The organism is Antrihabitans stalagmiti (genome assembly GCF_016482825.1).
In the GTDB taxonomy this organism is placed as follows: Bacteria; Actinomycetota; Actinomycetes; order Mycobacteriales; family Mycobacteriaceae; genus Antrihabitans; species Antrihabitans stalagmiti.
Genome location: NZ_JAEMNV010000026.1, coordinates 1 through 5,838 on the forward strand (window position 1 = coordinate 1; position 5,838 = coordinate 5,838).

The 5,838-nt window shown below is 64.9% G+C and carries 7 protein-coding genes and 1 pseudogene; 4 read left to right on the forward strand and 4 right to left on the reverse strand.

Features of this window, described 5'->3' with window-relative positions; all coding sequences use genetic code 11:
• Nucleotides 1-217 precede the first annotated feature (217 nt).
• A complete protein-coding gene (locus JGU71_RS29455) occupies nt 218-364 on the reverse strand; it encodes a hypothetical protein (RefSeq protein WP_199708697.1) in 147 nt (48 codons plus the stop codon).
• Nucleotides 365-543: 179 nt separating this feature from the next.
• Between JGU71_RS29455 and JGU71_RS29460 the strand changes: the two genes are divergently transcribed.
• Together JGU71_RS29460 and JGU71_RS29465 are read left to right on the forward strand one after the other, a co-directional pair.
• Entirely contained in the window at nt 544-1,041 is a 498-nt protein-coding gene (locus tag JGU71_RS29460; RefSeq protein WP_233530281.1) for an ATP-binding protein, read from the forward strand.
• A 277-nt stretch (nt 1,042-1,318) separates the two neighbouring features.
• Nucleotides 1,319-1,594 (forward strand): STAS domain-containing protein, encoded by a 276-nt coding sequence (locus JGU71_RS29465; RefSeq protein ID WP_199708699.1) that lies wholly within the window; start codon nt 1,319-1,321, stop codon nt 1,592-1,594.
• A 14-nt stretch (nt 1,595-1,608) separates the two neighbouring features.
• Here the strand turns inward: JGU71_RS29465 and JGU71_RS29470 are convergent, their stop codons facing one another.
• A complete protein-coding gene (locus JGU71_RS29470; protein ID WP_199682989.1) occupies nt 1,609-1,854 on the reverse strand; it encodes a hypothetical protein in 246 nt (81 codons plus the stop codon).
• Between the two features lie 444 nt (nt 1,855-2,298).
• On the opposite strand from JGU71_RS29470, the gene JGU71_RS29475 reads away from it, so the two are divergent.
• Nucleotides 2,299-2,766, forward strand: coding sequence for an alpha/beta fold hydrolase (locus JGU71_RS29475; RefSeq protein ID WP_199708698.1), 468 nt, complete (start codon nt 2,299-2,301; stop codon nt 2,764-2,766).
• 63 nt (nt 2,767-2,829) lie between these two features.
• Here the strand turns inward: JGU71_RS29475 and istB are convergent.
• A pseudogene (istB, locus tag JGU71_RS29480) lies at nt 2,830-3,604 on the reverse strand (IS21-like element helper ATPase IstB).
• A complete protein-coding gene (gene istA, locus JGU71_RS29485; RefSeq protein WP_307829996.1) occupies nt 3,601-5,097 on the reverse strand; it encodes an IS21 family transposase in 1,497 nt (498 codons plus the stop codon). Before istA ends, istB begins: the two are co-directional and overlap by 4 nt.
• A gap of 187 nt (nt 5,098-5,284) precedes the next feature.
• Between istA and JGU71_RS29490 the strand changes: the two genes are divergently transcribed.
• A complete protein-coding gene (locus JGU71_RS29490) occupies nt 5,285-5,698 on the forward strand; it encodes a transposase (protein ID WP_199682986.1) in 414 nt (137 codons plus the stop codon).
• Nucleotides 5,699-5,838: the final 140 nt, after the last annotated feature.

Sequence of the window (5,838 nt, forward strand, 5' to 3'; positions counted from 1 at the left end):
CACAAGGGCAAGCTGCTCGAACGCCCGACCGATATCACGCCCGAAGCGTCAACAACCGAGCCGGAAACCGCCGAATCGGAGGTCGCCTGAAAGTTCCCGATCCACAGGTATTGACAATATCTCTTCGAAAAACGCGACGACTATGTCCGATCGATCAACGGCTTGCGCATTGATAATGGACTGCGGGCGCCCACGAGGGTGTTACAGCGCTGCGCTCTTACAGCCAGGGCAGAAGCGCAATTCGCGCGCGCTGGCCGTTGTTGATGTTCCAGTCATTGCTTTGGTCGCACACCGCTGCGCGTTCTTCGGCAGTATAGCCTGGCGATGCGATCACTACCAACACTCCAGTCATCAGCTGCGTCATCTAGACAGTTTGCCCGACTAGATCACCAATCAGCTCCCTCAGCCAAGTTCTCTCAACGGCTTCGTCGAACTCATTGAGGATGCAGATGGTTGTGAGCTTCAGGGGCAAGTCTTGGCACCGACCCACCTCGGACGTCTCGAATAGGCTCTTGTTCGGCCACTTCGTTGAGGACGGCGTGGATGCGACTCTGCTGGGTAGCCAGCAACCATGTCGGGCTTCGACGCGCCTTCGAGCTCTTGCGGCCACATCGGCGACCGGACCAAGCTGTGTTGCCGCCGTCTGCGCGCCGATGCAGCCAGTGCGGCACTTGCACGAATTCATTTCAGCAGTGGTTGTCTCGCCACTTCACGCTCGATCTCCAACGTAGGCATGACATGCTCCAGGCGGTATACGAAGCGTTGGCCAACGCAGCCGAGCACGCCTATCCGGACACATCCGAAGTGTCGACCGCCACGATGGACCTGCATGTCGACTACGACGCCACCACCGATGTCCTCCAAGTCAGCGTCTGTGACCACGGGCAGTGGGATGCACCTGTCGAGGATCCGCGGCAGCGCCGCGACCGCGGCATACCGCTCATGCACGCACTCGCCGACACCCACATCGAATCCGGTAGCACCGGCACCCAGGTGCGGCGACAGTGGCACTGCCTTCGCATCTACTCGGTAGGTCGGTAGCCCGATCCGGCGGCGCACTTGCAGATGCCCCTGGCCAGCGTGCTCAGTGTGATCCACACCGGATGCGGTCTCTCCGGTGCGCCGGATCGGTTAGATTCACACACAAGCAGCTGCCGGGCGGCCGCAGCAGGTCCGGGCTGGCTCGCGACCTTCTTTCTTCTCGACTCGCCAATAGACCGAAGGACAACACAATCGACATTCCGACGCCACCGCACTTGAGTGTGAACAGTCATGTCGTCGAGGCCGTCACTGTCATCACCGCGACCGGTGATATCGACTGGGCACCGCGCCCCGCCTGATCGAGGCACTGCGCGAGGCTGCCGAGAACGCAGACCGGGCGTTGGTCGTCGACCTCACGCCGGTGACGTTCTTGGCCTCGGCTGGCATGTCCGCGTTGGTGTTCGCGTGCGGATTGACGCGGTCGCGCGGTGTCGGATTCGCGGTTGCTGCTGCCGGGCCGGTGACCGCCCGGCCCCTCACACTGATGGAGCTGACCGGCACGCTCGCCGTAGTGTCCAGCCTCGATGAGGCCCTCGCTGCCGTTTCCCGGTAGACCGCGGGGTCAGGTCACCGGGCCGGTCCGTCGAGCAGCACGTCCACCAATTCATCGGCAGCGAAGTGATAGTCCGACACTGGAAACCATCGCTGCCAGTCGATGATGTGCACGGTCACCCGCGATGCGGCTTCATCGAGGCGATAGTCCCGCCACGCGCAGGCGAGAATGTTGTCGTTGCCGTCGGTGACCAGAAGCCGACGGCCTGCATAGTTCGGCAAATCCCGGGCGGGCACCCGCGCAAGATTCAGCCTGCCCATCTGCCGCACCCTGTGCACGGACCGGCGAACGGCGTGCACCACCGACGCAAGCTGCACTGCGTCACATCAATGCCCCACTCTCGAAGCCAAAGCCGCCCCCAACCAGGCTGAAGTGGCACCGCCTCATGCCAGCGGTAGAACGAAATCAGTGCGGCCAATCGAGCTTCCATCGTGGCGGCGGTCGGCGGCACACCGGATGCGGTGATGCTGTGCTCGACCGTGCGGCCGTTTCGCAGCCACGACAGGAACGCGGTGACGGCCGGGACACCGACATCACGCCAGCTGTCGGCCTGGCCGCGTTGTGTCAAGGGTCATTCGAAAATCCGGGTAGGCGGACACCAGAGCTCCGGACTGACGGACACGAGTTCTCCGGATACGCGGCCATGGATACTCCGGTCGACGGACGTGACAGCACGGGGGGATTGGGTCGGGCTGTGCGGAGTTGTGCTGGCGGCGATCACGCTCATCGAGCCGGCGAACGTCTTCGCGCGATCTAACGTCAAGTTCAAGCTCACCGTGCTGGCGCTGCTGCCCGGCGCACGATGGAAGCTGACTCGCCGCGCGATGATGGCTTGGGCGTTCGGCAACCCAGCCGGGGGGCGATCCGATGTATCCGATCGTCGATCTCATCGTCGCCGGCGCCGCATGACTTCCGCACGCTCGGCACCAGTCCCGCGCCGGGCTACCCGAACGACGCGGTGCTGGCTGCCTTGCATATCCCGACGCTTGTCCTGTTCTTGCGGGCGTAGCGTCTACCACGACGCGGTCGCCGCCGAGGCTCGGGCGCGTCAACTGGTGCCGGCCGGTCAGGTCGAACTGTGGCCGACCGCCACGCACGCCGTCGCTGCCGAGCGTCCCGACGAGGTGAACAACCATATCCTCGAGTTCGTCCAGAGCGTCGACCGAGTGTGAGCGCGGACCTCGATCGCCCGCATCTCGATGCCCGCGACGTGATGGAGCAACTGCTGCCGTTGATCAGAGGAGGGGTTGGACTCCTTTTCCTGCAAGGGGCTTCAGCGAGGCGGTGCGAATCCCCTTGGGTAGCAACCAGATGTGCGTGATGCAATAAACGATCCACTGTGGCGGTGGCCAATGTCTTGGGCATGATCGAATCGAAACCAGACGGATGCAAATTGGACGTCACTGCCACGCTGCGTCTTTCGTATGCGGCATCCACCACGCGATAGAACGCCTCGGCGGCATCCTGCCCTGCCGGGAGCATACCTATGTCATCGACGACCACGAGATCGCAGCTGCAAATCTTCGCGACAGCGCGCGCCACCGATCCGTCTGCCTTCGCCTTTCCGATTGTGGCGGTGAGGGTTTCGAGGGTGAACCACGACACCCGCAGATCGACCTCGATCGCGGCGTGCGCCAACGCCTCCACGAAGTGCGTCTTGCCGGTCCCGCTCGCTCCACTCACCGCCAAGTTCTTGCGGCGGTGGACCCATTCCAGGGTCATCAACGCGTTCTGCGTCGCGACCGGGATCGACGAGTCCTCGGTCCGCCACGACGAAAACGTCTTGCCGGTCGGGAAATTCGCCGACTTACGGCGCATCCGCCGAGTCGCCGCATCGCGGCCGACGACCTCCTCCTGCAACAAGACACGCACGACCTCGGCCGGATCCCAGCGTTGCGCCCGCGCCGTGGCGAGGACGTCGGGCGCTGCCTTACGCAGATACGGCAGCCGCATCCGGGTGCAGATCTTGGCCAGCTCGTCCGGCAGCGGCGGGGCGTCGTTGCGGCTCATGCGCCCAACCTCCGCCACGGACCGGTGCCCGGCTGCGCCGAGTGTGCTTCGTCGATTGCCACCACATTCGACGGCGCGGAGTCCTCGTGACCGAGGTGGTCGAGGATCGACACCAGATCGCCGTCGTCGAACCGGCCGGCGGTCGCGGCGACCGCCAGCGCGTGGTCGACCCGCTCCAGGCCCAGGCCCAGGCCCAGGACGCGAGCGAGCTCGACGGCCTGGCCCATCTTGCGGCGGATCCGGACGACGCCGGTGGCCGCGGCCTCGGTCAACCATTGCATGGCGCCGTCACCGAGCATGAGGAAGTCGATCTCGGCCTCGTTGCGCGGCTTGGGTTTCGGTGTCCGCAGCACCGAACCGTCCGGATGATGCGGGTAGTGCTCGTCGAGGATGCGCGGGTTGCCCGGTGTCGACAACCGGTGCCGCGCGATCTCCGACAAGCCGGTGCCGATGCGGGCGACGACAGCGAGTTCCTCGCCGGAGACCCGGCACCACACCCGTTTCCCTTGATGGCCGTCCGGGGTGGAGTAGCGCACGTTGTGCCAGCTGATCGTCTGATCGGAATTGACGAGCCGTTCGTCGCCGAGCGCGAGGATGTGTGGGTTGTCCGGCAGCACATGCAAATTCGGCAGCTCCTCGACGAGGCGATCGACCCGCGGCACGCCCGTGGCGCGGTGCGGACGGGCGTTGACCTGCTCGCACCAGCGCGCGCACGCGGCCTCCAGCTCGGCGAACGACGCGAAGTCGGGCAGCAGGTTCGCCTCGGTCGGCACCAGATCCGCCTTGGCGATCTTCACGGTGTGCTCAGCACCACCCTTCGATTCCGGGTCGAACGGCTCACACGTGCGCACCGCGCAGCCGTAATGCCTAGCCGCGGAGACGATGTCGGGGTGCCGGACCGGCAGTCCGGCGATCCGGTCGATCGTCACCGTGCGCGGGTTGTCGGTCAGCAGATACGTTGGGGCACCACCGATCCGGCGCAACATGGTATCCACGCAGGCAATCAACGTGGGCAGCTGCTGATCCCACGCCGGCAACACCACCCGATACCGCGACCACGACAACCAGGCGCAGAACAACTGCGTGCGACGACCGGCGACGCGTGGTCCCTCGCCCCAGTCGAACTGCAGCCAATAGCCCGGATCCGGAATCCACGGACGATAGCGCCGCCGGTGCCCGTCACGGTAGGCCTGCTTCGCCTCGGCCACCGCGCGGCGGGTGGTCCGCTCGGTGCCGGCAAACCCCATCGCCTGCACGCGTTCGTGCACGACATCGGCGCGGATCTTGCCGTTGGACTTGTCCACCAGCTCCTCGATCTTCGCCAGGAACGGATCGATCGCACGTGCCCGCCGCTCCCGCTCGCCGACGTCGCGGCCGGAATCGCGCAGCGCGACATACCGTGCCACGGTCTTCTCGTCACAGCCGACCAACACCGCAGCCGAGTGTGCGCACCTCGTAAGGTCGTATGCCTCAAGAATTTCCATTACATCCATGCCAGACTTGGTCACGGGTCTCGTCCGATCTTCAGTTGACTTGCTGGGCCAAAAGCAAGCCAACTGGTCGGAAGGGACCCTTTCCGTCATTTTAAATCGGGCGTGTCGCCCTCTCTGGCAGGCTTAGGTGAGACACTCGGACCTTCCCGAGAACCTGTCTTTGAGGGCATGACTGGAGCGACATCCCATGAGCAGCCCGACCACAACGACCTCGTCTGTCCAGGCGGTTGATCCCGCCGCGAAACCGACCCGCCGGACGTTCACCAACGAGTACCGAAACAAGATCATCGACGAATACGCCCAAGCCCCGCACGGGGAGAAGTCTGCGGTCCTGCGGCGTGAGGGGCTGTATCAGTCCCAGCTGCGCGAATGGGTCCAGGCCCGCAAGGGGAAGGATCCCGGCGGTAGGTCGTCCCGCTCGCGCGAGTCCGGCGGTGACGCGGCACGCAGGGAGAACGAACGCCTCACCCGCGAGAACGCACGCCTGGCCAAGCAGCTGACACAGACGGAGGCCGCGCTCGAGATCATGGGAAAACTGCACGTGCTCTTGGAATCGGTCTCCGAGAGCACGGGCACATCGACGTCACCGAAGAAGCCCTGAGCAGCACGTTCGCCGAGTTGCAGGAGGCATCGATCCCGATCCGCCGGTCGTGTCAGCTGATCGGGCGATCACGAGCCACCCACTACCGCCACCAGCAGCCACCCGTTCTCGGCCCGAAGAGGCCCAGGACCGTCCCGGAC